This window comes from Geodermatophilus telluris, assembly GCF_900102745.1.
GTDB classification, from domain to species: Bacteria; Actinomycetota; Actinomycetes; order Mycobacteriales; family Geodermatophilaceae; genus Geodermatophilus; species Geodermatophilus telluris.
In genome coordinates this window covers 280483-302658 of the sequence record NZ_FMZF01000004.1, presented here as the reverse complement: position 1 = coordinate 302658, position 22176 = coordinate 280483, and the positions used below count along the sequence as shown (strand labels likewise).

Annotated in this window: 20 protein-coding genes; 9 read left to right on the top strand and 11 right to left on the bottom strand. The window is 70.4% G+C overall.

The window, feature by feature from the left end; translation table 11 throughout:
* Positions 1–29: 29 nt before the first annotated feature.
* From BLQ97_RS14800 to pruA, 5 genes are all read right to left on the bottom strand, one after another.
* A complete protein-coding gene (locus BLQ97_RS14800) occupies positions 30–1121 on the bottom strand; it encodes an alcohol dehydrogenase family protein (RefSeq protein WP_175471749.1) in 1092 nt (363 codons plus the stop codon).
* Positions 1122–1206: 85 nt separating this feature from the next.
* Complete coding sequence (locus BLQ97_RS14795) at positions 1207–2259, bottom strand: proline racemase family protein (protein ID WP_091366761.1); 1053 nt, start codon at positions 2257–2259, stop codon at positions 1207–1209.
* A gap of 257 nt (positions 2260–2516) precedes the next feature.
* A complete protein-coding gene (locus BLQ97_RS14790) occupies positions 2517–3125 on the bottom strand; it encodes an MBL fold metallo-hydrolase (RefSeq protein WP_091366760.1) in 609 nt (202 codons plus the stop codon).
* Entirely contained in the window at positions 3122–4213 is a 1092-nt protein-coding gene (locus tag BLQ97_RS14785) for an S-(hydroxymethyl)mycothiol dehydrogenase (protein WP_091366759.1), read from the bottom strand. Before BLQ97_RS14785 ends, BLQ97_RS14790 begins: the two co-directional genes overlap by 4 nt.
* Before the next feature lie 141 nt (positions 4214–4354).
* Positions 4355–6004 (bottom strand): L-glutamate gamma-semialdehyde dehydrogenase, encoded by a 1650-nt coding sequence (gene pruA / locus BLQ97_RS14780; protein WP_091366758.1) that lies wholly within the window; start codon positions 6002–6004, stop codon positions 4355–4357.
* Between the two features lie 363 nt (positions 6005–6367).
* Here pruA and BLQ97_RS14775 point away from each other — a divergent pair, with 363 nt between their 5' ends.
* From BLQ97_RS14775 to BLQ97_RS14760, 4 genes are all read left to right on the top strand, one after another.
* Positions 6368–7228: a proline dehydrogenase family protein gene (locus BLQ97_RS14775; protein WP_175471748.1), complete on the top strand. Its 861-nt coding sequence runs from the start codon at positions 6368–6370 to the stop codon at positions 7226–7228.
* Between the two features lie 3 nt (positions 7229–7231).
* Entirely contained in the window at positions 7232–8392 is a 1161-nt protein-coding gene (locus tag BLQ97_RS14770) for an FAD-dependent oxidoreductase (RefSeq protein ID WP_091366756.1), read from the top strand.
* Between the two features lie 429 nt (positions 8393–8821).
* Positions 8822–9154, top strand: coding sequence for a hypothetical protein (locus BLQ97_RS14765; RefSeq protein ID WP_091366755.1), 333 nt, complete (start codon positions 8822–8824; stop codon positions 9152–9154).
* A gap of 140 nt (positions 9155–9294) precedes the next feature.
* The gene (locus tag BLQ97_RS14760; RefSeq protein ID WP_217637208.1) at positions 9295–9963 is read left to right on the top strand and encodes a GntR family transcriptional regulator; all 669 of its coding nucleotides are present in this window, start codon (positions 9295–9297) and stop codon (positions 9961–9963) included.
* Between the two features lie 143 nt (positions 9964–10106).
* Here the strand turns inward: BLQ97_RS14760 and BLQ97_RS14755 are convergent, their stop codons facing one another.
* The 6 genes from BLQ97_RS14755 to BLQ97_RS14730 all read right to left on the bottom strand — a co-directional run bounded on the left by BLQ97_RS14755 (position 10107) and on the right by BLQ97_RS14730 (position 16531).
* Entirely contained in the window at positions 10107–11423 is a 1317-nt protein-coding gene (locus BLQ97_RS14755; RefSeq protein WP_139173667.1) for an aconitase X, read from the bottom strand.
* The gene (locus BLQ97_RS14750; RefSeq protein ID WP_091366753.1) at positions 11395–11790 is read right to left on the bottom strand and encodes an aconitase X swivel domain-containing protein; all 396 of its coding nucleotides are present in this window, start codon (positions 11788–11790) and stop codon (positions 11395–11397) included. Before BLQ97_RS14750 ends, BLQ97_RS14755 begins: the two co-directional genes overlap by 29 nt.
* A gap of 99 nt (positions 11791–11889) precedes the next feature.
* The gene (locus BLQ97_RS14745; protein ID WP_091366752.1) at positions 11890–12594 is read right to left on the bottom strand and encodes a GntR family transcriptional regulator; all 705 of its coding nucleotides are present in this window, start codon (positions 12592–12594) and stop codon (positions 11890–11892) included.
* Between the two features lie 46 nt (positions 12595–12640).
* Positions 12641–14146, bottom strand: a complete 1506-nt coding sequence (locus BLQ97_RS14740) for an aldehyde dehydrogenase family protein (RefSeq protein ID WP_091366751.1) — start codon at positions 14144–14146, stop codon at positions 12641–12643.
* 53 nt (positions 14147–14199) lie between these two features.
* Complete coding sequence (locus tag BLQ97_RS14735) at positions 14200–15114, bottom strand: dihydrodipicolinate synthase family protein (RefSeq protein ID WP_091366750.1); 915 nt, start codon at positions 15112–15114, stop codon at positions 14200–14202.
* A gap of 40 nt (positions 15115–15154) precedes the next feature.
* Entirely contained in the window at positions 15155–16531 is a 1377-nt protein-coding gene (locus BLQ97_RS14730; RefSeq protein WP_091366749.1) for a protoporphyrinogen/coproporphyrinogen oxidase, read from the bottom strand.
* A 303-nt stretch (positions 16532–16834) separates the two neighbouring features.
* On the opposite strand from BLQ97_RS14730, the gene BLQ97_RS14725 reads away from it, so the two are divergent.
* The 5 genes from BLQ97_RS14725 (at position 16835) to BLQ97_RS14705 (ending at position 22068) form a co-directional block, all read left to right on the top strand.
* Entirely contained in the window at positions 16835–18085 is a 1251-nt protein-coding gene (locus BLQ97_RS14725) for a quaternary amine ABC transporter ATP-binding protein (RefSeq protein ID WP_245692203.1), read from the top strand.
* Positions 18082–19053: an ABC transporter permease gene (locus BLQ97_RS14720; protein ID WP_091366748.1), complete on the top strand. Its 972-nt coding sequence runs from the start codon at positions 18082–18084 to the stop codon at positions 19051–19053. The genes BLQ97_RS14725 and BLQ97_RS14720 overlap by 4 nt, the downstream gene beginning before the upstream one ends.
* Before the next feature lie 36 nt (positions 19054–19089).
* Entirely contained in the window at positions 19090–20007 is a 918-nt protein-coding gene (locus BLQ97_RS14715; RefSeq protein ID WP_091366747.1) for a glycine betaine ABC transporter substrate-binding protein, read from the top strand.
* 119 nt (positions 20008–20126) lie between these two features.
* On the top strand, positions 20127–20915 hold the full coding sequence (locus BLQ97_RS14710; RefSeq protein ID WP_091366746.1) for an MOSC domain-containing protein: 789 nt from the start codon (positions 20127–20129) through the stop codon (positions 20913–20915).
* A gap of 370 nt (positions 20916–21285) precedes the next feature.
* On the top strand, positions 21286–22068 hold the full coding sequence (locus BLQ97_RS14705) for an IclR family transcriptional regulator (protein ID WP_091366986.1): 783 nt from the start codon (positions 21286–21288) through the stop codon (positions 22066–22068).
* Positions 22069–22176: the final 108 nt, after the last annotated feature.

Below are 22176 nucleotides of genomic sequence, written 5' to 3'. Positions count from 1 at the left end.
GATCCCGGTGATCACGCCCTCTCCCGGGATCACGGAGCCGGCGGGATGAGCACCAGCTTCCCAGTGTGCTCTTTCCTGAGGAAGTCCTCCTGGGCGCGGGCGATCTCCTGCAGCGGGTACGTACGGCAGACCACCGGCCGCACGTCACCGTCCGCGACGTACCTGATCAGGTTCTCGAAGACCTCGTCCTCCTGGAACGTGCAACCGAGGACGGACAGGTCCTTCAGGTAGATCGTCCGCAGATCGATCTCGGCGATCGGCCCGCCGATGGCGCCGGAGACGGCGTAACGACCACCGGGGCGCAGGACGTCCAGGAGCCTCGACGTCCGAGGGCCGCCGACGAGATCGATCACCACGTCGACAGATGCCTCGCCGAGCGTACTGCCCAGGTCTGCACCGCGGTCGACGGTGACATCCGCTCCCTGTGCCGCCACGTCGGCCGCCTTCGCGGCCGAGCACACCGCGATCACCGTCGCACCCCGGCGTTTGGCCAGCTGCACCGCAGCCAGTCCGACACCCCCGGAGGCGCCGGTGACGAGCACTCGGGCCGTGCCGACCCCGGCTCGGTGCAGCATGTTCTCCGCGGTCGAGTAGGCGCACGGCACGGCTGCGAGTTCCTCATCGCTCCGGTCGCTGACCACGGCGTAGGTCTCTCGGGACGGCGCGACCGTGAACTGCGCGAACCCGCCGTTGCACTCGCTACCTAAGGTCCAGCACTCGAAGGGTCGGTAGTCGACCGGCGTGCGCAGCATGTTGCGGACGAGGACGCGTACACCGATGCGGTCGCGCGAGACCCCCTCGCCGACGTCCACGATCCGGCCACAGACGTCCGCGCCCTGGATGCGCGGGAACTCGAGGGCGGCACCCGACCACGTGGCGTCCACGTCGTCGACGGTGTCGAAACCCGCTGCACCACCTTCGCCGGTCTCGGACGTGACCGACTTCGAGTACCAACCGATGCGCGTGTTGATGTCGGTGTTGTTGACCCCGGCTGCGGCGACCTGGATGAGGACCTCACCCCTCCTCGGCTGGGGAACCGGTACGTCCGTTCGATACTCGAGGCGGTCCAAGCCGCCATGGCCGGTCAGGAGGACGGCGGCCATCGTCCTGGGCAGCACCATCCAAGTTCCTCTCACTCGTGTCCGCGCAGCCTGGCGGGTCGTCGATGGGACCGCGTTGGCGGTGGCCTCCAGGGGACCGGACCGTTCAGGCCCAGAGGTCGCCGACCGTGAAGCCGTTCACGAAGGGGTCCGTCGGGTCGAGCACGTAGGTGCCGAACCCGGAGATCCACGCCTGCCCCCCGATGGTGGGGACAACGCCCGGGCGCCCGCCGACCTCGGTCTGGTCCACCAGGTTCCCGGTGTAGACGGTTCCCAGGAGGCCCTCGTGGCGGAAGGGCTGGTCGAGCTCCAACTCGCCCTTGGCGTGCAGAACGGCCATCTTCGCGCAGGTGCCCGTGCCACAGGGGCAGCGGTCCAGCGCTCCTGTCCAGGTCGAGGGGTCGTCGAAGCTGATCGGGCCGCTGGCCATGGTGACGGCGTTGCGCCAGTCCGCGATCGGGTTGTCGGTGGGGCCCGAGAGCTGCGCGATGGTGATCCCGATGTCCGGATAGTCCGGGTGTGCGACCTCGAGCTGGTCCTGTGCGGCCCGCAGGACCAGTGCGGAGACCCGGGTGAGCTCTCCACCGCACTCGGGCTGCAGTCGGAGTCCGTCGAACTGGCGGACGTCAGCGATGACGTAGAACATGCCGCCCCAGGCGACGTCGACCGTGACCTTCCCGAGCGTCGGCACGTCGATCACAGCGTCCAGGTGGGCGGCGAAGGCGGGGACGTTCTGGAAGGTCACCTGGGTGACCTTGCCGTCCCTGCACTCCGCCCGGATGCCGATGAGGCCGGCTGGCGCCTCCAGCTGGAACTCCGTGATGGGCTCCTCCATGGGGATCATGCCGGTCTCCAGGAGGACCGTCGCGACGGCGATGGTGTTCCCGCCGCTCATGACGGGGTATTCCAGCTGTTCCATGATGATGTAGCCGGCCGCCGCGTCGGGGTGTCTCGCCGGTACGACGAGGTTGCAGCACGCGGCCGGGTATCCGCGGGGTTCGCGCAGCATCAGCAGGCGCAGCTGGTCGTCGTGCTCCGCCAGCCAGCGCATCTGCTGATAGACGGTCTCCCCGGGGATGGTCGGCACTCCACCCGTGACGACCCTCATCGGCGTGCCCGAGTGCACGTCGACGGCCTGGAACATCCTCCGGAACGTCATGCCGTCTCCTCCGTCGACGTGGGGAACGTGGGTAAGCCTTTCCGCGGCCGTGGCCCGGTCCGCCCGGTGCGTCCAGGCGGCCAGGGTCGGTGCGGTCCGACAGCGATGCCCGAGTTGTTCCCCGGCGCTGGTGGCGCGGACGGCGTGCGCGGCAGGGCCGCAGCGCGGGATCGGTGGTGACCGAGGCCCGCGGCTGCAGCCGCGGCGGTTGGGAGCTGGCGACACGAGGAGCGACCGGTCCCCGGCGTGGGACGAGCTCAGGACACGTTGTGCACTTCCGTGGCGATGGTGGTGTCGTCGCCGTGGCCGGTCTTGACGGTGGTGTCGCCCGGCAGGGTGAGCAGGTGTGACCGGATCGACCGGACGATCGTCGGGTGGTCGCTGTAGGACCGCCCGGTGGCGCCGGGCCCGCCGCAGAACAGCGTGTCGCCGGTGAACACCGTGGCCAGGGCCGGCGCGTACAGGCAGGTGCTGCCCGGCGAGTGGCCGGGGGTGTGCACGGAAGCCAACGTCGTGCCCGCCACGTCGAACCGGGCGCAGTGACCGAGGGGGTGGTCGGGCAGTGCCCTCGGATGCACCACCTTCCAGAGCATCAGGTCGGCGGGGTTGAACCAGATCGGCGCGCCGGTGGCCTCGCGCAGGTCGACGGCGGCGGTGACGTGGTCGTTGTGCCCGTGGGTGAGCACGATCGCGGTGACCCTCCGCCCGCCGATGGCCTCGACGATCGGCTCGGCGCGGTGCGGGGCGTCGATGACGAGCACCTCGTCGTCGTCGCCGACGAGCCAGACGTTGTTGTCGACGTCGAAGTCCTGCCCGTCGAGGCTGAAGACGCCGCTGATGACGGCCTTCTCGATGCGGGCGGTCACTTGTCCAGCACCACGACGGAACGCAGCACCTCTCCGGCGTGCATCTTCTCGAAGGCCTTCTCCACGTCGTCGAGGGCGATGGTCTCGGTGACGAAGTCCGCCAGCGGGAAGCGGCCCTGCCGGTAGAGGTCGGCGAGCATCGGGAAGTCGCGGCTGGGCAGGCAGTCGCCGTACCAGCTCGACTTCAGCGCCCCGCCGCGGCCGAAGAGCTCGATCATGGGCAGGGTGAGCTGCATGTCCGGGGTGGGGACGCCCACCAGGACGACGCGGCCGGCGAGGTCGCGGGCGTGGAAGGCCTGGGTGAACACCTCCGGGCGGCCGACTGCGTCGATGGCGACGTCCACACCGAACCCGCCCGTGTGGCCGCGGATGGCCTCGACCGGGTCGGTCTCGCGGGAGTTGACGGTGTGGGTGGCGCCGAACTGCCGCGCCCAGGCCAGCTTCCGGTCGTCGACGTCGACGGCCACGATCGTCGTCGCCCCGGCCAGCTTGGCACCGGCGATGGCGGCGTCGCCCACGCCGCCGCAGCCGAAGACGGCGACGGACTCCCCGCGTCGCACCGCGCCGGTGTTGATCGCCGCGCCGACGCCGGCCATCACGCCGCAGCCGAGCAGCCCGGCGGCGGTGGCCGGGGTCTCGGGGTCGACCCTCGTGCACTGCCCCGAGTGGACCAGCGTCTTCTCCACGAACGCGCCGATGCCCAGCGCCGGGGACAGCTCGGTGCCGTCGGCCAGCGTCATCTTCTGCGCGGCGTTGTGCGTGTCGAAGCAGTACTGGAGCTGCCCCTTGAGGCAGGCGCGGCACTGCCCGCAGACGGCCCGCCAGTTCAGGACGACGAAGTCGCCGACGGCCACGTTCGTCACGCCCTCGCCGACGGCGGCCACGGTGCCGGCGGCCTCGTGTCCGAGCAGGAACGGGAACTCGTCGTTGATGCCGCCCTCGCGGTAGTGCAGGTCGGTGTGGCAGACGCCGCACGCCTGCACGTCGATCACGGCCTCACCCGGGCCGGGGTCGGGTACCAGGACCGTCTCGACGGTGACCGGTGCTCCCTTGCCGCGGGCGACGACGCCCCTCACCTCGTATGGCACGTGGCCCTTCCTTCCTTCGCTTGTGGTGGTCGGTTCGGTGGGATGGACGACCCGAGGGCCCAATCGGCCGGCGCGGCGACCGGGCCCTCGGGGAGGCGGCGAGACTGAGCGGCGCCGCCGCCGTGGGGTTCGTCCTCCGGATCAGCCGCGCTGACCCATGTAGGGGTAAGTCCAGTCGTGTGCCGGGCTGAACGTCTCCTTGATGAACCGCCCGGTGATCCACCGCTGCAGGGCCAGAGGGGAACCGGTCTTGTCGTTCGTCCCTGAGCCCCTGCTGCCGCCGAAGGACTGCTGGCCGATGGACGCCCCCGTCGGCTTGTCGTTGACGTACGTCATGCCGCCCGCGTCACGCAGGACGTCCAGGGCCTGCGAGATGGCGCGGCGGTCGCCGGCGAAGACGGAGCAGCACAACGCATAGTCGCTGGTCTGGTCGACGAGTCGTAGCGTCCGGTCCCACTCGTCGTCCTCGTAGACGTAGACGCTGAGGAGTGGCCCGAAGAACTCCTCGGACATCGTGATGGCGTGCGGGTCGGTGGTCTGGAAGATCGTCGGGTCGACGAACCAGCCCTCCTCACTGCGCGTCCTGCCACCGACGAGCAGCTGGTGACTGTCGAGTGCCTTACCGCGCTCGATCGCCTGCTCGAGGCGCCGCACGGAGGCCCCGTCGATGACCGCACCCACAAAGGTCTCGTGCTGGGTCACGTCCCCGACCCGCAGGTTCGCCGTCGTCTCGACCAGCGGCGCCTCGACGGACGCCCACAGGCTGCGCGGGATGTAGGTCCGCGACGCCGCGGAGCACTTCTGGCCCTGGTACTCGAAGGCGCCCCGGACGAGGGCGGTGACCAGCGCCTCGGGATCGGCCGAGGCGTGCGCGATGACCGCGTTCTTGCCGCCCGTCTCCCCGACGAGCCGCGGGTAGCTGCGGTAACGATCGATGTTCGCCGCGGTGCTCTTCCACAGCTGGCGGAAGACCGCGGTGGAGCCGGTGAAGGTGATGCCGGCCAGGTGCGGGCTCTGCTGCGCGACGGCAGTGACGTCGGCGCCGGACCCGTGCACGAGGTTGATGACCCCCGGCGGGAGGCCGGCCTCCTCGAACACGCGCATGACGACCTCGCTGCTGAGCGCTGACTTCTCCGACGGCTTCCACACCACCACGTTGCCCATCAGAGCCGGAGTCGAGGGAAGGTTGCCCGCGATCGCCGTGAAGTTGAACGGTGTGATGGCGAGGACGAAGCCCTCCAGGGGGCGATGGTCCATCTGGTTCCAGGCCCCGGGCACCGACTGCGGCTGGGTGTCGTAGATCTGCGCCGCGAAGGAGGCGTTGTACCGGAAGAAGTCCGCCAGCTCGTTGATGTCGATCTCGGCCTGGTGGAAGGTCTTCGATTGGCCCAGCATGGTGGTGGCGAGCAGTTCGTCCCGGTACTTGCCAGTGACCAGGTCAGCCGCCCGGAGGAAGATCGCGGTCCGATCCCACCACGGCGTGCGGGACCACGTCGGGCGAGCCCGCAGAGCGGCCTCGATGGCTGCGGTCACCTCACGTTCACCGGCGGGGGAGAAGTGCCCCAGCACGTGCCCGTGGTCGTGGGGGGCGACCACGTTCGTCCGTGCGGCCAGCGGCAGTCGCTCGCCGTCGATCACATGGGGCAGCTCCCGGACCTGCCCACGGACCCGGTCGATCTCCTTGAGGACGCGGGTCGCCTCCAGGGACCCGGGGGCGAAGTCCCGTGGGGACTCGTTGAACGGAGCCGGCACTCGGAGGTTGCCGGTCACGCTGGTGTGTGGAGTGGTCATCGGAAACCGCCTTCGAGAGATGTGACTGGACCGCCCGCCACGTGCGGCGAGGAGTGGCTGTTGGGGCCGTGGTCCGCGAACTCCCGACTGAAGCTACATAGAAATTTCTGGACTGGCTACCCGGGCCGGATGGGTCGAGGAACGACTCCGGCCGTCCTTCACGAGGAAGTCATGAGCCATCTAACAGCCTTGCCTGATCTGTGATCACATCCTAGGGTCGTGTCATCTGCAGTCCGCCTACGACCGGCCGCCTCCTTCGCGCGGCAGCGTCGGCGGCCAGGTGGTCCTCGCCCTCTACTCCGGGAGATCCCGATGCCGAGTCGACTCCTCCTCGTCGCATCCGAGAGTCAGAAGCTCGGAGCGATGGTCAGCCGCTCCCCACTCACCCGGGGTTTGGTCTCCCGCTACGTCGCGGGCACCACCCTCGACGACGCCATGGCGGTCACCGACCAGCTGCGGCGACAGGGGCTCGAGGTGAGCCTCGACCTGCTGGGCGAGTCCGTCACGGACCTGGCGGATGCGGAGAGAGCGACCCAGGAGTACATCGAGGCCCTCCCCGCTCTGGCGGAGCGAGCACCCGGGTCCAGCGTCTCGGTGAAGCTGTCCCAGCTCGGCGTCGCCGTCGACCAGCGGGCCTGTGCTCAGAACCTCGACAAGCTGCTCGTCGCGGCGGACGAGCACGGCGTGCTGGTCGAGGTGGACATGGAGGCCAGCTCGGTCGGCAAGGCGATCCTGGAGACCTTCCGGGCCGTTCTGCCCCGGCACCAGCAGACCCGGATCGCCATGCAGGCCGCCATGCGCCAGACACTGCCGGACCTGCAGTCGTTCCAGGAGGTCAAGCCGCGCATCCGGTTGGTCAAGGGAGCCTTCCTGGAGTCGCTGGAGACCGCGGCCCAGGACAAGGACGAGGTGACCGCACGCTACAAGTGGTTCACGACCTGGGCGCTGGAGAACCTGCCCGACCCGGCGTTCGGCACCCATGACGACGCCTGCATCGCACACGTGAGGTCCGAGGCGGATCGCCTCGGGATCGACCGGCGTGCCTTCGAGTTCCAGATGCTGTACGGGGTGCGCCGCCAGTTGCAGCAGGAGCTGGCCCGGGAGGGCTACCGCGTCCGGGTGTACCTGCCCTACGGCTCTCAGTGGTACCCGTACCTGATGCGCCGGATGGCCGAGCGGCCGGCCAACCTGCTCCTGTTCCTGCGCTCCCTCATCGGGGGTTGACCCGTGGTCGCACCTGACGTCGAGGTCGTCGTCGTCGGCGCCGGGCTGACCGGTGCCTCGACCGCGTGGGCCCTGGCCCGGGCCGGCGTGTCCGTCGTCCTCTTCGAGGCGCACGCGTTCGGGCACACCCTCGGCAGCTCGCACGGGAGTTCACGGATCTTCCGGCGGGTGTACAAGGACCCCCTGTACCTGAGGATGACCGGGCAGGCTCAGCAGATGTGGGCCGAGCTGGAGAGCGAGAGCGGGACCTCGTTGCTGCAGTGGACCGGTGGCATCGACCACGGTCGGGTCCGTGACCCCGAGGGCATCGCCGCCTTCCTCGCCGAACAGCCCGAGGAGGTCCAGCACGAGCTGCTGAGTGCCCGCGAGGCCGAGGCCCGGTGGCCGGGCATGCGCTTCACCGGTCCGGTCCTGTTCCACCCTGACGCCGGCACTGTCAACGCCGACGCCGCGGTCACGACCTTCCTGGCCGAGGCGGCCGGACACGGCGCACGACTCTTCCCGGAGACCTCCGTCGACCGGATCGACGTCCACGGCGATTCAGGCGTCACCGTGCACACGGGCGAGGAGTCGGTGCGGGCGCGCAGTGTCGTGCTGGCCAACGGACCCTGGATGCCGGAGTTCCTCCCCGGATCAGGCCTGGGGATCGACCTCCCGCCGATGCGGGTCACCCAGCAACACGTCTTCCACTTCCCGCGGCGGGAACCTGACGTCAGCTGGCCCGTGGTCGTGCACAAGGAGGAGATGCAGGTCTTCGCGCTGCCGTCGGGCAGTGACGGCGGACCGAGGGCGGCGTTCAAGGTCGCCCAGCACGATGCCGGTCCGGTGGTCGCGCCCGGCTCGTCCGCGGCCGTGCTCGACACTTCCCGGCGGAGTCGGATCCTCGACTACGTACGGACGTGGATGCCCGGTCTCGAGGAGGTTCCGGTCGCCGACGCGACGTGTCTGTACACGACCACCGCCGACGAGGACTTCGTCCTGGATCGACGTGGTCCGGTGGTCGTCGCATCACCGTGCTCCGGCCACGGCGCGAAGTTCGCCCCCCTGCTCGGCCACCTCATCGGCGAGCTGGCTCGCGGTCGCCGCCAGCCCGAACCGCAGTTCGCGCTCGACCGTCCCGCTCGTGCACCGGGGCCACGGGCGAGCGTTGTCGCCCTCGGTTGACGCCGATCCCGTCGTCCAGCCTCCGTCCCTGCTGACGGAGGGGTCTTCGCCAGCCTGGGTGACGCGTTCGCGAACGGGACCGGGCCCGCTGGGGCGCGGTCGCAGGTCCGTGGCACCACACCTCGCCGGCGGGAACCAGCATCAGGCCGGTCCTCGAGGTGACCAGGCGGTTGGAGGAGGCCGGCCTTGCCGCCCGGGCCCGCCTCGGGGAACGGTCGTCGCGGGCAGCTGCCGAGGGCAGACGACGCGTCGACCCGACAACCGTCTCGCTGATGTCCCCACCGCCGCACGCGCCAGGCGGCCGCCGACGCCGACTCGGTGTCGCCCCAGCGAGGACGAGGTGCTGCGTCTCCTGTACACAGCACCGGCAACCGAGTCCTCCTCGAGACGATGGAGTCACCTTGGAGGCGGTGCCGCCCGTATGGACTGGTGGGCGCCGCCGAGGCGCGGGAGAACGACGGCGGCCCACTCTGGTCGCTCCAGTCCGACCTCGTGGCCGCCGCCGCTGGAGCACGGGACGGCGAGGCCGCCCGTGCAGCACGGGACGGCGAGGCCGCCGCTGGAGCACGGGACGGCGAGGCCGCCGCTGCAGCACGGGACGGCGAGGCCGCCGCTGGAGCACGGGACGGCGAGGCCGCCGCTGGAGCACGGGACGGCGAGGCCGCCGCCATCATCACGCGGAGGCCGCTCCTCGATGCCCGGGCTCGGGTCGAGGCTCCCTCGCCGTCGGCCGGTGAGCTCTGGGCGTGGCGGGCCGAGTGATCCGTGTCGCGTCCGTGCGGGGAGGGTGCATCCTGCCCGCAGACTGACATTGCAGTGATACCCTCAGCATTCGTTCTCGTCTCGCTCGCCCGGATCGGAGCCAGTCCGGCCTCGTCCACTGCTCACCCGAGGATGACCACGTGGCTCACAGCCTCACCTACGTCGACCGTCCCGCGCCGAGCGCTGTGCCTGTGCGCCTGGTCGACCGGGCGTACGAGTCCCTGCGGGACGCCTTGATCTCGCTCCGCATCGAACCGGGCGAGCCGATGGACGAGAAGCAGCTGAGCGCGTCGATGGGCGTGGGGCTCACCCCGGTCCGGGACGCGCTCAAGCGGCTGACGCTCGAGGGCCTGGTCGTCATCTATCCCCGGCGCGGGACGTTCGCGGCGGAGATCAGGGTCTCCGACGAACTGTGGCTGACGGAGGTACGCATCCCGTTGGAAGGCCAGGCGGCGGCGCTGGCTGCCCAGCGAGCCACCCGTGAGGACTGTCAGCGACTGCTCACGCTGACAGGCCGGACGGGGGAGGAGGGAGGCAATCCGATCGACCTCGACGTGGCCATCCACCGCGCCGTGTATGCCGCGGCGCACAACGCCTACCTCGAGACCGCCTGCAACCAGCACGCCAACCTGGCCATGCGGTTGTGGAACTACGCCTTCCGGCGGGACCCGAGTCCGTGCGATGTCCCGTGCACCCTGGACAGCGTGGTGCACGCCATCGCGGCCCGTGACCCCGAACGAGCCCAGCACGAGGCTGAGGTCCACCTCCGGCAGTTCTCCGACGAGGTTCGCGACCTGCTGTCACGCTGATCGCGCTGCGCCGTACTGCGCCACGACGAGCAGGCCGAGGGGCGGGGCCCGCCCCTCGGTCCCCGCGGTCCGGTTGCGGGCCGGTCCGGCCGATCTCCGGACAGGGCGGGAGCCGTCAGCAGCGGTGTCCGACACGTCCCGGCTCAGCTCAGCCAGCTCGGCTCGGCCAGGACCGGTTGGCCGGCGACGGCTGACTCCACGCAGTCCCGCGTGGAACCGAAGTAGACGCCGCGCCGGAGCAGCCCCGGCCCGTAGTGGGCGAACTTGCCGGAATCCGTCATGACCCCTTCGGTGCCGGGGGGAAGAGACCCTTCGGTCAACATGCACAAGCACGTGTCGGTGCTGACCCGCATGCCGAAGTCCTCGATCGCGTCGAGGAGCCCCTGTGTGCTCGCCTGCTCGTGCACGAACCGGCTGGTGGTGACCAGGACGTCGACGTCGGGATGTTTCCGCCGGCCTCGGGAGAGGGTGGCCAGTCGGGCCAGGTCTCCGAGCGTGCAGTGTGGGCTCCCGAACGCAACCAGGTGCAGTATCTCGCCCCGGCCGGTCGACAGCTGGCGCCAGACGTCGCGGAGGTCCGTCCGCGTCACGTCCAGGACACGCCGCGGTGGGCGACCGCCGAGGGCCGTCTCGACGGTCGGTGCCTCCGGAGTGACCCCGACCATGTGGAACAGGCCCACGGGGCCCGACGTCGCGACCGTCGAGCAGAACGCCTTCAAGTCCTCCGTCGACGGGGCGCAGGAGATGCCCTCGATCACGGGGACGTCGGTACCGGCGTGCTTCCCCACGAGGTAGCCGAGGGTCGTGAAGAAGGACGGGTCGGGAGCCTCGACGTCGGGGATCCGGACGAGGAGGCCGCCCCTCCGGTTCTCCGGCAGGTGCAGGCCCGACCGAGGAACCCGTCCCGTGATGGCGGCGCACACGTCCAGGAAGTCACCGTGACGGTTGGTCCGGGCACCGATCACGCTGTTGGCGTACGCGATGGCGTTGGACTCGGCCCAGAGGACGTGGTCGCCGAGCGCTGGCCCGTCGGGGAACACGTACGGCGTGCACGAGAAGACGGGCCGGGCACCCATCTCCTCCAGCGCGGTGGCGAGCCGGTCGGCGTTGCGTGCGAACTCGGGGTCGGGTGCTCCGTGGGTGCCGCGTGAGCGGTCGATGGAGATGGCGTTCACCGTCGTCGGCACGCGGACGGTCGCCCCCAGCTCGACCATCCGCTCGACGGCGTGCAGGCTGCCTCGGCCGGTGTAGATGCTCCCGCCGACGTGCACGTGACTGATGTCGATGAGCTCGGTCGCCTGCTGGATGGCCGCCATCCGGAGGATGATCCGCATCGCGATGCGAGTGGCCTCACCCTCGTGGCCGGCCAGCATGTCCAGGTCTCGCTCGGACAGCTCGATGTCGGGGTGGGAGTGGGTCACACGCATCGGCTCAGGCATGGAGAACCACCGTCCCGTCACGACGAACCTCTGCTCGGCGGGCAGTCAGCGCCATCTGGAACCACTCGTCGTCGAGGACGACGACGGGGATGGTCGCGCCGTGGAACTCCTCGTGGACGACGGCACCGAGCGAGATGATCTCGTCGACCTCGCGAAGGATGATGCCCGCCGGTGCTGTGCCCGCGACCAGCGCGTCCAGGAGGACGTAGCTGCCGGTGCTCGACCCCTTGCCCTTGGGCAGCACCAGGATGGTGCCGGTGATCGACTGACCGCACAGGGGGTGACGGTGGTCGATCACGGTTCCGGTGGCGGGGTCGACGCCGCCCCAGAGGCTCAACATCTCGCTGGTCGCTCGAACCTCCGCCGCAGCGGTACCCCCGACGAGCACGCGCCCGGGGCAGGTTGCAATCACAGATCACCCCTCTTCAGTGACGGTGGTGGTGGCTCGCTGCAGTGTTCCGGGGGCAGCCGCTACCCGGTCACGACGTCACGATGACGCGGCGGCGTCGGCACCGTGGGTCTTGGCGGCGAGTCGCCGCCGGATGTCCTCGGCGGCGACGTCGAGCGAGGCGTCGGAGGCTGCGGCCGCGGCGTCCGGGTCGTGCGACCGGGCCGCTGCCACGAGGTCACGCTGATAACGCCAGAGCCACTCGTTGGACTTGGGCGACTCGATGGTGGCCTTGATGCCCACGGTCTTGTATGCGTGGCACTGCAGCCACAGGTTGCGGATGCTGCTCACCAGCACCGGATTGCCGCTCGCCTCGTAGAGGATGGTCAGCAGCGCCTCGTCGTGACGGAGGTGGTCCTCGACCTGTTCCGCCGCGATGGCGGCCTGGATGTGGCCGTACTCGGCCTCCATGCGGGCGACGTCCTGCGGCGTGATCCGTTCGCTGCCGAGTCGGGCCGCCTCTCGCTCCAGGATCTTGCGGACGGCGTAGACGTGGACCAGTTCCTCGAGCGTGAGCCCCTTGACCACGGCGCCCTTGTGCGGTTCCCGGTGGGCGAAGCCGCCCTCCTCCAGGCGTCGTATCGCCTCGCGCACCGGCATCACGCTGGTGCCGACCTGCGCGGCGACGTCCCGGATCCGCAAGCGCGACCCGGCCGGCAGATCGCCGTTGATGATCGCCTCGCGCAGCACGTCGTACACCTGGTCGGCCAGGAGCGTCGGCTGCAGGGGTTCGGTGAGGTTCACGTGCAGACGATAGTCGCGCGGTGACGGTCAGCGGCGAGGCTGGCGGTCAGCGGCCGTGGTTGTGCATCACGTGCTTGGTGCGGGAGTAGTCGTCGAGTGCGTAGATCGACAGGTCACGGCCGTACCCCGAGCCCTTGAACCCCCCCCAGGGCACCTCGTTGGCCAGCACCAGGTGCGAGTTCACCCAGACCGTGCCGGCGTCCAGGCGCGCGGCCACGGCGTGGCTGCGGCGGGCGTCGTTCGTCCAGACCGAGGCGGACAGGCCGAGCCGGACGCCGTTGGCCCGCTCGACGGCCTCCTCCTCGTCGGTGAAGGTCTCCAGCGTCACCACGGGGCCGAAGATCTCCTCCACGGTGCACGCCGCGGAGGCGGGCACGTCGACCAGCACGGTCGGCTCGACGAAGAAGCCCGTCCCGTCGGCCGCACCGCCGCCGACGGCCACGCGGGCTCCTTCAGCGACCGCCCGCTCGAGGTGGCCGAGCACGCGGTCGTAGTGCGCCCGGGACACCAGCGGACCCACCTCGACGTCCTCGCCCGCGGCCGGTTCGCCGACGACCAGCTCCCGCACCTGCGCCACCAGCCGCTCGACGAACGCGTCGGCCACCGACTCGTGCACGAGCACGCGGCAGGCGGCGCCGCACTCCTGCCCGCTGTTGTAGAAGCTGGCCGCCCGCAGCGACGTCGCGGCCAGGTCGAGGTCCGCGTCCTCGAAGACCACCACCGGCGCCTTGCCGCCCAGCTCCAGGTGGACCCGCTTGAGGCTCTCGGCGGCGGCGCGCGCGACGGCGCGGCCGCTGCCGACCGAGCCGGTGAGCGCGATCATGTCGATGTCGGGGTGGGCCGCCAGGGCCTCACCGACGACCGGGCCGAGACCGGTCACCACGTTGAACACCCCGGCGGGCAGCAGGTCGGCCACCAACTCGGCCAGCTTGAGCGTGGTCAGCGGCGTCTGCTCGGACGGCTTGACCACGACGGTGTTGCCGGCCGCGAGGATCGGCGCGACCTTCCACGCCGCCATCAGCAACGGGTAGTTCCACGGCGTGACGACGCCCACCACGCCGAGCGGTTCGCGCAGGATCACCGACAGGTGGTCCTTGGCGTAGTCCCCGGCGGCCAGCGACGTGGTCGCCCGCAGGGCGCCGGCCATGAAGCGGAACGTGTCGATGGTGCCGTCGACGTCGTCGCGGGCCACCGACACCGGCTTGCCCGTGTTGGCCGTCTCCAGGGCGACCAGGACGTCGTGGTGCTGTGCGATGCGGTCGGCCACGGCGTGGAGCAGCTCCGAGCGCTCCTTGGGCGTCAGGCGCGCCCACCCGGCCCGGGCGCGCTGCGCAGCGGTCACGGCGAGGTCGACGTCGGCCGTGGTGCCCTGCACGACCCGGGTGATGACCTCCTCGGAGGTGGGGTCGACGACCTCGAGTCGGTCGGCGTCCGGAGAGTCGCGGAAGATGCCGTCGATGAAGTGCCCGGCGGGCGGCAGTGCGGCCGGGTCGAGGGGGCGGGTCGCCGCGGCACGACGGACGACGTCGGTACGGGGGGCGGTGAGGGACATGGCGGGACTCCTCGAGGCGGCGGTGCTCGGCGCGGCGGCCGGGTGGGACAGGGTCAGCCGACGGTCACGGGCTGGCGTGCCGGGGCTGGCGGGAGGGCCGACGCGAGGCGGGAGATAGTGGCGGCCACCTCGCCGTCGAGGGGGAGCACCGGTGGCCGCGGGTCGCCGATGGCGAAGCCGGTCGCGCCGAGCGCGGTCTTGACGGCAGCGCTGAACGGCGCGGCCATGATCGCGTCGATGAGCGGGTACAGCTGCGTCCACTCATCTCGTGCTCGGTGCAGGTCACCCTGGCTCATGGCGGCGTGGATGGACACCAGTTGGGCCGCGATGACGTTGGCGGTGCCGGCCATCACGCCGGCCGCGCCCTCGGCCAGGGCGGCGAGCAGCAGCGAGTCCCAGCCGACGAAGGTGGAGACCACGTCGGCGTGGTTGTGGATGAGCTGCCCGGCCTGCGCGATGTCGGCGGTGGTGTCCTTGACGTACCGGATGTTGTCGACCTCGCGGGCCAGCTCGCCGATCAGCGCCGGCGGCATGTTGACCCCGGTCGCCGCCGGGAGGTTGTAGAGCATGACGGGGATGCCCACCGACTCGGCGACGGTGCGCAGGTAGCGCTTGGTCTCGTCGATGGTGAGCGGCTCGTAGTAGGGCGCCACCACCATCACGACGGAGGCGCCCGCCTGCTCGGCGTGGCGGGAGAGCTCGATCGCCTCGGCCGTGGTCTGGGCGCCGGTCTGTGCCACCACCGGCACCCGGCCGGCCGCCTGGTCGACCACCGTCTCGACGACCAGCCTGCGCTCGGCCCCGCTGAGTGCGGTGAACTCGCCCGTCGATCCGCACGCCACCACGCCGTGCACGCCGCCGTCGATGTTGCGGTCGACCACCCGTCGCAGGGTGGCCTCGTCGACACGGCCGTCGCCGTCGAAGGGGGTGAGCAGGGCGGACAGGACGCCGCGGAGCGGTGCGGACATGGGAACTCCTCGCTGCAGCTGCTAAGGGGAGGGGAGGGCGTCAGGAGGCGGGCGGAGCCGGGCGCGCGGTCCGGTCGGCGTCCAGGGTGGACTCGGCGGCAGCGGCGGCGGCCAGGCCCGTGTACACCGCGGTCTCGGTGTACTGGGTGCCGAGGTAGTCGCCCGCCAGCAGCACCCGGCTGTCGCGCCGGGTGAGGACCGGCTGCAGCCTGGCCCGGCCGGGGAAGCTGTACACCGACCCCTCGGGCCACCGGGCCACCTCGGCCTCCACCAGCGACGACGCGGTGCCGGGCAGCACCTGGTCGAGGTCGTCGAGGTAGGTCTTGAGGATGGTCTCGTCGTCCTGCTCCAGGAGCTGTCGGGCGAGTCCGGCTGGGGAGAAGGCCATGAAGCTGCTGCCGGGGAGCCGCGCGGTGCTGTGGCCGTGCACGTTGTTGCTCATGTTCAGCACCACGTTGAACGAGCGCTTGGGAGTGGCGATCGCGTAGGTGCCGTCCCACGGGCACGGCCCGGCCTCGTCGGTGAGGAACGCCGCACTCACGAACGGGCCGTACCTGACCTGGGCGAGGGCGTCCTTGACCTCGGCGTCGAGATCGACCGCGATCCGGGCGCTCACGCCGGCCGGGGTGGCCAGGACGACGCACCGGGCGTGGACCTCGTGCCCGGCGCCGCCCTGGGAGTAGCGCACGACCACCGAGTTCCTCCGGTGCACCACCTCCTGCACCGCGGCGCCAAGCTGCACCCGTGCGCCGAGCGCCGCGGCGATCCCCTCGGTGAGCGTGGAGGGTCCGCCGACGATGCTGTGCGACAGGCCCGCACCCAGGTTCCAGACGAGGTTGAAGTACCCGATGCCGGCCCCGGCGGAGATCTCGTGCATCTCCGCCGACGACCTCGTGACGGTGGGCTTGAAGAGCGCCTCGGCGTCCTCGGTCAGGTCGCCGACGTAGTCGGCGAAGGAGATGTCGTTCTTGAAGTCGTAGACCCGCTGCTGTCGGGTGGCCTCGTCCTCGCCCGGGCGGCGCTTGACCAGTCGGCCGTAGCGCGCCACGCCCAGGCGCACCTTGGCGCCGGCCCGGATCAGGCTCGCGCGGTCCCGCCACGACATGGGTACCCGGAACGGGAAGGTCTCCACCCGGCCACTGAGCAGCAGGCGCCCGTTCATGCTCAGCCCGGCCAGGTTGCCGGGTACCGGCCGCGACTCGACCCCGGCGTCGTTCAGCAGCCACTGCGTCGACGAGGCCGGGTTGCCGTCGTAGACGTGGCCACCCCAGTTCATCCAGTAGTGACCACGACGCTCGGAGCGGATGCGGCCGCCGACCCGATCACCGGCCTCGAACAACACCATGTCCCGGTTGCGCAACCTCCATGCTGCCGCCAGGCCAGCGATGCCACCCCCGACGATCACCACGTCCTTCACTGCACCCTCCAGGGTTGGTGTTGCAGCCGTTGCGCCGGGCACGGGGACCTACTGGCCTCGCTCGGGACTGACGGGGCGTTGACGGCATGACGTAGATCACCCTAGGGTGTGATCACAGATCACCTCAAGAGTCACAGCATGACGAGTCGACCGCGGGGGAGGTGTCGTGATGACCGGACCGTGCCTGCGACGGGATCTTCCCGGCCGGACCGCGCCAACGAGGAACGCCGTGGTGTCCACGAGGTACTCGCTCCGCCCGCTGGCCCGCTAGCGGCCGACCACACTCACCGACGGGAGCCCGCCGTGAACGCCATCGTGGCACGTGACACCTACAAGGTCTTCGGCAGACGACCCGAGCGGGGCGTCGCGCGGTTGCGGGACGGCGCGACGCGCGAGGACCTCCGCAAGGACGGCCTCACCGCCGCGGTGATCGACGCGAGCTTCGACGTCCGCGAGGGCGAGATCTTCGTGGTCATGGGGCTGTCGGGTTCGGGGAAGTCGACGCTGATCCGCATGGTGAACGGGCTGCTGGAGCCGACGGCGGGGGAGCTGCGCGTCTACGGCGACGACGTGGTGACGATGAACAAGCAGCAGCTGCGGGTCATGCGGCGCGAGAAGGTCAGCATGGTCTTCCAGCACTTCGCGCTGTTCCCGCACCGAACGGTGGGGCAGAACGCCGCCGCCGGCCTGCGCGTCCAGGGCATCCCCAAGCACGAGTGCGAGACCCGCGCCAAGGAGGCCCTGCGCCTGGTCGGCCTCAAGGGCTGGGAGGACTCGTTGCCCGGTCAGCTCTCCGGTGGCATGCGCCAACGCGTCGGGCTGGCCAGAGCCCTGGCGGCAGGCACCAACATCATGCTCATGGACGAGGCGTTCAGCGCCCTCGACCCGCTCATCAAGCGCGAGATGCAGGACCAGCTGGTCGACCTGCAGCACAAGCTGGGCAAGACGATCCTCTTCATCACCCATGACCTGAACGAGGCCATGCGCCTGGGCGACCGGATCGCCATGATGAAGGACGGCCGGATCGTCCAGATCGGCACGGCCGAGCAGATCCTCAACCAACCTGCCGACGACTACGTCTCCCAGTTCGTCCAGGACGTCGACCGCACCCGGGTGCTGACCGCCGGGAGCGTCATGGTGCCCCCGGTGGCCATCGTCGGCAGTGACCACGGACCGGATGTCGCGCAGCAGGTGATGCGCCAGCACCGGATGTCCCGTGTCTTCGTCGTGGACCGCGACCAGACCCTGCGCGGTGCCGTCGACGAAGAACGGGTGGCGGCTGCGGTGCGCGACGGGGCCCGCACCCTCGACGGCATCGTGGACGACCGGGTGCTCAGCGTGTCCCCGGACGCCCGGCTGTCCGAGCTGCTCCCGATGAGCGCGGCGAGCCCGGAGGCACTCGCGGTGGTCGACGGCGGCCGGCACCTCATGGGCGCGATCGCGCGAGTCACCGTCCTCAAGGCCTTGGCTCAGTGCTCGGGCACGGCGGAGGCCGACCACGGCACGACCAGCCGGATCTCGGTCCCGGCGCGCACGGAGGCGATGGCGCGATGAGCGCGACCCCACTGGCGATCGAGGTGCCCCGGGTTCCCGTCGGCGACACGATCGAACAGTTCTTCGACTGGCTGACCACGGCGCTGGATGCCTTCTTCGACGTGGTCAGCGACGGCCTGGGCTCACTCGTCGACGGTCTCATCGCACTGCTCCAGGCACCCGACCCGGTGGTCCTGGCGGTGATCTTCGCTCTGTTCGGCCTCCTGCTGGGCGGATGGCGACTGGGACTCGTCTCGCTCGTGGGCCTGATGCTGGTCATCAGCATGGAGCAGTGGGACGCCGCCATGCAGACGCTGGCCCTGGTCCTGGTCTCCGCCCTCGGGGCGTTGATCGTGGCGATCCCGCTGGGCATCTGGGCCGCCAGCAGCAGGCGGGTTAGCGCGGTCCTCCGACCGGTCATGGACCTGATGCAGACCATGCCGGCCTTCGTGTGGCTGGTGCCGGTGGTCACGCTGTTCAGCATCGGTGTCGTGCCCGGCGTCATCGCGACGATCATCTTCGCCCTGCCGCCCGGCGTCCGGCTCACCGAGCTCGGCATCCGCAACGTCGACCACGAGGTCGTCGAGGCCTCGCACGCCTTCGGCTTCACCCCGCGGCAGACCCTCTTCGGCGTGCAGCTGCCGCTGGCTCTGCCGACGATCATGGCCGGCGTCAACCAGGTCATCATGCTGGCCCTCTCCATGGCCGTCATCGCCGGCCTCGTGGGAGCCGAGGGCCTCGGTGGGGCGGTGACGGCAGCCATCGCGACTCTGAACCTCGGCCTCGGGTTCGAGGCGGGACTGTCCGTGGTCGTCCTCGCCATCTACCTCGACCGCGTCACCGCCTCCATCGGGCACGGGAAGGGCGGGAGCCTCCTCCGCAAGCTGCGGCGCGGGAGGCGGCCCGCCGCCGTGGAGGACCCCGTCGACGACGCGACCCGAGACGAGCCGGCCATACCGGACGAGCTTCCCACCAAGATCGGCGCGTAGCGCCGGACGAGCTCCCCCCTATCGAGAGGAACGTGAATGACCCAGCGACACCTGACCGTCCGGCTCCGGCTCGGCGCGGCCGCGACGGCGCTCGCCATGACGACGGCCGCCTGCGGAGGCAGCAGCGACGACGGTGACAGCGCCGATGGTGGCGAGACCATCACCATGGGCGTCATCCCCGGCTGGACCGACGAGACCGCCACGACGTACCTGCTGAAGGACGTCCTGGAGGACAACGGCTACACCGTCGAGGTCACCGAGCTCAGCGACAACGCGCCGATGTACACGGCACTGGCCAACGGGGACATCGACGTCCTGTCGTCCTCCTGGCTGGAGCGGACGCACAAGTCCTACATGGACGAGTACGGCGAGAACCTCGAGGACCTCGGCGTCTACTACGAGGGGGCGACCTCCTTCCTCGCCGTGCCCGACTACGTCGACATCACCTCCATCGACGAACTCCCCACCCGCGCCGACGAGTTCGGCGGCCGGATCGTCGGCATCGAGCCGGGCGCAGGGCTCACCGAGATGACCAGGGACAGCGTCATCCCGGCCTACGGACTCGACGACGGTTTTGACCTGCAACTGTCCTCGACCGCCGCCATGCTCACCGAGCTGCAGAACGCCACCGAGGCCCAGGAGCCGATCGTGGTCACCATGTGGAAGCCGTTCTGGGCGAACCTGGCCTATCCGATCAAGGCCCTCGAGGACCCCGAGGGCGCCTACGGCGAGCCGGAGAACCTGCACGTCCTCGCGCGGGAGGGCTTCACCGAGGACCAGCCGGAGGTCGCGGCCATGCTGGAGAACTTCACGCTCACCGACGAGGAGTTCGGCAGCCTGGAGAACATGGTCGTGAACGACTTCGGCGAGGGCGAGGAGGCCAAGGCCGTCGCCGCGTGGCTCGAGGAGAACCCCGACTACGCCACCACCCTCGCCAGCCACCTCCAGGGCTGACGCACCACGGCGCAGCGCCCCGTCTCCCGGAGGCGGGGCGCTGCGCCGTCCTCCGCACCACCCGTTCCTCACCGCCCATTCCTCACCGTCCAAGAGCCCACCACGGATGGGGGCCTCGCATGCCGGCCGCGTTGCGCGTCGCTCGTCTGTCGACGACCCCGGTCAAGGGTCTCGCGCTGCACCATCCCCACTCGATCGAGCTGACGTCGCATGGCGCCGTCGGCGACCGGATGTTCTACCTCGTCGACGACACGGGGAAGATCCAGAGCCTCACGGCCAACGCGGACCTCTGTGCACTCGCGGCCGAATACGACGGCGAGGACCACCGCCTCGCGGTCACCCGTGGCGGAGAGGTGGTGTGCACCGGGATCGTCGACACCGCGGGCTCGATCGACACCGACATGTGGGGCCTGCGCACGGTCACCTCCGACCTCGTCGCAGGCGCACAGTGGAACACCTTCTTCTCCGACGTCCTGAAGAAGCCGGTCCGCTTGATCCGAGCGCGGGGTGCCGCCTACGACGTGCGCCCTGCGACCATCCTCGGGGCGAGTTCGATCGACGAGCTGGCGCGCCGGGCTGGCCTCACCGAGGTCGACGCGCGGCGCTTCCGGATGCTGATCGAGTTCTCGGGCGGCGAGCCGCACGCCGAGGACTCGTGGGTTGGCAAGGTCCTGCAGGTCGGCAGCGCGGTCCTGCGCGTCGGTGGCCCGGTGAAGCGCTGCGCCGCCACAACCCGCAACCCCGGCTCCGGTCTGGTCGACCTCCAGACGCTTCGCCTGATCACGTCCTACCGTGGCCGCCGCGACTCCGTGCTCGGGGTCGGTGCGACCTTCGGTGTCTACTGCGACGTGCTCGAGCCGGGCGCGATCGCCGTCGGGGACGACCTGCGGGTCGTCCCCGACGAGTGAGGGGCGACGCCACTGCGCTCCCACGGGTCACGTGCGCCCGCAGGCGACCCGTCCAGCTGTCGGAGCGCCAGGGGGACACTGCCATTGACCCGCTGATCCGGGCAACGGCACGTGTGCGTGTCGCTGCTGGGATCGACGGGAGGCTGGTAGCAACTGGTGTGGAGGCGCTGCGATGACCTGCTGGCCGATGTGCAGCACTGGTCGGCGGGCTCAACAGTGAGCTGCACCGCCCGATGGCCGACCTTCGCCCGCGCGGAGCCCCGCGCCCGGGCGTCAGAACGCGGGCGGTGAGGCTACGGCCACTGCGGTCGTGTCGCACATCCGCAGCAGCTGGTGGTCTCGACAGTCCTGCTACGACTACGTTCCCGCCATGCAAGACAGTCGCACCACGCGGGACAACGCGGTCCAGTCCGTGGATCGGGCGATATCGATCCTGCAGGTACTCGCACGCCATGGCACCGCCAGTGTCACGGACATCGCCGGCGAACTGGGCCTGCACAAGTCGACCGCGTTCCGCCTGCTCGCCACCCTCGACGCGCGCGGCTTGGTCGAGCAGAACGCCGAGCGCGGCAGGTACCAGCTCGGCTACGGGGTGGTGCAGCTGGCTGCGGGGGTGACGAAGACCGGCGACCTCTCCCTGGTCGGTCTCCCGCTCTGTCGGGAACTCGCCGAGACCGTGCGTGAGACGGTCAACGTGGCGGTGCGCGACGGTCGGTGGGTCGTCAGCGTCGACCAGGTGATCGGCGCCGCGGCAGTGACAACCGTGAACTGGGTGGGGCAGCGCAGCCCCGTGCACGCGACCTCGGCCGGCAAGGTGTTCCTCGCACACATGCCGCCCGACCAGCTGGACGCCGTGCTCGCCGAGGACCTGGAGAGATTCACCCCCCACACCGTGGTGGACCCCATCGTCCTCAGGAAGCAGCTCGAGCTCGTGCGGGACCGGGGCTTTGCCTCCACGAGCGAGGAGCACGAGATGGGCCTGGCCGCCATCGCAGCTCCAATCCGCTCCATCGACGGCAGTGTGATCGCCGCCGTCACCGTCTCCGGGCCGACGTTCAGGGTCAACGAGGACACGATCCCCAACCTGGCCAAACACGTGATCGCGACGGCTGACGAGATCTCCCAGCGCCACGGCCATCCCAAGCTCGGCTGACGAGGTGGTGCGGAGCCCGTCGCGCGACGACCTGTTGCCGCGGCCGGCGACCGGCTGCCGCCGCGCACGAGCGGCTGCGCAAGTCGACCGCCGATGGCACCTGGGATC